The sequence below is a fragment of the Enterococcus sp. 10F3_DIV0382 genome, from assembly GCF_002140245.1.
GTDB lineage: Bacteria > Bacillota > Bacilli > Lactobacillales > Enterococcaceae > Enterococcus_B > Enterococcus_B lactis.
In genome coordinates, this window is record NZ_NGMF01000001.1 from 2,061,446 (window position 1) to 2,064,186 (window position 2,741).

The following is a 2,741-nucleotide window of genomic DNA, read 5'->3' on the forward strand; positions in this document are numbered from 1 at the left end:
TAGAGTAACTAAATTCAAAAGCTATTATAGTATAAAAATACACTTTTTGTTGTTCAAATTTTTCATCTAATCTGTGCAGTAATTTTGAACTCTATATTTTTTGATATTTAATGCTTAAGCAATCATTTAAAAAAGGCTGTGACACGTCTTTTGTCACAGTCCCTTCTAACATTATATTACTATTATTTATTCACTGCATCTTCTTAAGAATAAAACATACTTGATCGTTTGTTTCTTTACTAACAGCCTTCTTTACTTGGTTCCTACGATCCTTAATTTTATCTAAGCTGATTGCTTGTAACCATAAAACTTCGATCAGAACATACATCCTAGTATTGTCGTCTCGCTCATGTTCTGTATAACAAAGAGGATAAATCCAAAGCGATTTCTTTCCAAGAAGCTCTCAGTTAACGACCTCGATCATCTCTTTTTTACCACGAATATTAAAAATTTCCTCCTCTTAAACACCGTTTATCATATGAAGTATTTTTTATTTAAATTGATTCATAGGAAAAAGTAAGGTTAACACATGTAATCACTACCTTATTGAATAACTGAAGCAATATACTTTGCATAAGCTGTACGTCCACTTTCATTCAAATGGGTTTCATCATCATAAAAAAACTCAGGATGGTTTTTACTTTCACTATACCAATCGATCATCGTTATATTAGAATACTGATTTGGCAATTTAGCTAATGTGGCATTTATCGTATCTTGCCAGCCAGTCGGAGCTTTTATATTTACCCAGTACACTTTTTTATCTTTGAGCAAAGACATGGTTTGTTCTATAGCATCATCTGTTAACACACCATTGGTTCCTAACCCGATCACTATTTGTCGGTAAGAAACTAAATCTTTATGCTCCTTTAAGATTTCTGGTAACGCAGTGATTTGTCTTGACTCTTTTGCATCTACCAATGCTTCTTTTGGAAAAGTCTCTTTCAGTTCCTGATACGCCCCCAGCATAACAGAATCTCCGATAAATAATATTTTTTTCTCTTGTGACAACTGATTTTCTCCTGCACTTGCTTTACTAGAATTTTCTTTTAATAAACTTTGCAACTGATTTTGGTCAGCGGTCAACCGATTGGCTGGAGCGCGTAATACCAGTACAGAAACTCCGATTATCATTAGTGCCATAGTTGTCCAAATTTTGGGTGATCTCATCTTCTGCACTCCTTTTCTAAAGAAAGTAATCATGAGTAACGTACACAAAAACACAGTGAATAAACTTGCGATATCTAAATATTTCAAATGATAATGTTTGAATAGATTTGTCAGAGCAATCAATACTGGAAAATGCACCAAATAAAGTTCATAACTGATTTTTCCTACAAAAGAAAGTTTTGTACTAGCGATTTTGGTCTTTTTTGCAATGTTCATATCATCAACACTGGCTAACAATAAAGCAAAACAAATACTGATCAGTAGTTCATTTAGTGTATAAGGAAAAATCGGGAACAGAATCAGACAAAGACTAGCTAGTAATAAAAGCCAGATTTTACTAAAAGTGTTTTGTTCAAAGAAACGGCCAATAGTTATTCGATTAAAATACCCCCAAACTCCTAATAAAAATGGAAAAAGTTTAGCCACCGTATGATAATATGCCTTAGCTGAAGGTAAAAACAAACTAAAAAGAATAGAAACAAAAATCAATGTATAGATTAAGTAAAATACTTGTTTTCTCCTCATACGTTTAATGACAATAAACAAAAATGGCCAAATCAAATAAAATTGTAGCTCAACGGAAAGCGACCAATAATGTTTAAATAAAGAAGCGTTAAAGTAAGAGTCGAAATAAGATACGCCTTGATTCAGCTGCCACCAATTGTTATAGCCAAAAATCAAACTAGGTAGCTCACTACGAATATTTCCTATCAATCGAATGTTGCTGATCCCCAGTATGAAAATGGATACGACCAAAGAAAACAGTAAAAATGGATAAATACGTTTGATACGCTTATAGTAAAAATGTAGAAAACTGAATTGTCTGTTTTTTTCATCTCTTATCGTATTTTTAGCCATTAAAAAACCAGAAACCACAAAAAAGATCGTTACTCCTTGCAATCCGCCTGGTAGCTTACTATTTGGCAAATGATAAAATATCACTGCTAAAACAGCTATGCCTCTAAAACAATCGATTTCCTTTGAATATATTTTTTTCATGTATCATCAACTTCCTTCTCTTCATGGCATTTTTTAATCAAACATATTCTTCCGTATCTATTTTTTCATTTTTCTATTCATTTCACCTTGTTTTGTAAATTAACAGTTAAAAGTATCTAAAATGTATCTTTTCCCTATCAATACTCGTTGAACACAAAAAACATGAACATAAAATATCCGATTAATTATTTGTGCGACAAAAAAAGGTGGTGACAAAGATATGTCACCACCTCAGACTGTAGACAAAGAAAAAAATTTCTTTGTTCTACAGTTTTTTTGTTTATTCTCACTTACCTAGCACCACGTATAACATACTATAGCAATCATCATCCCGCTTCTTTGTCTTTTGAAATACTACGTTATTTCTTTTTATTAACGAAAAATAAGAGCACTAAACAGACCAAAATAGTTATGACCCTCAACGCGGGAGTAAACAGCAAGGCTATCATTAAATTAGCAAGTTCTCTGACGATTGAGGAATTTGATTCATATAATGCGAATAAAGATTCTGCAAATAAATTCACATGTCTATAAACAAATTCTGTAAATAAATATGCAGATAACCCTAAACC

General features: G+C 32.1%; 2 protein-coding genes. Both read right to left on the reverse strand.

Annotation, left to right across the window (positions count from 1 at the left end):
• Positions 1 to 543: 543 nt before the first annotated feature.
• Complete coding sequence (locus A5849_RS10350; RefSeq protein ID WP_086310077.1) at positions 544 to 2,169, reverse strand: acyltransferase family protein; 1,626 nt, start codon at positions 2,167 to 2,169, stop codon at positions 544 to 546.
• A 359-nt stretch (positions 2,170 to 2,528) separates the two neighbouring features.
• The coding region (locus tag A5849_RS15070; protein WP_086310078.1) for a hypothetical protein at positions 2,529 to 2,741 on the reverse strand (213 nt) is incomplete at its 5' end.

Bases quoted from the DNA above. Each gene is read 5' to 3' on its own strand.
- A5849_RS10350 (WP_086310077.1), bottom strand. From the start codon at position 2,169: ATGAAAAAAATATATTCAAAGGAAATCGATTGTTTTAGAGGCATAGCT.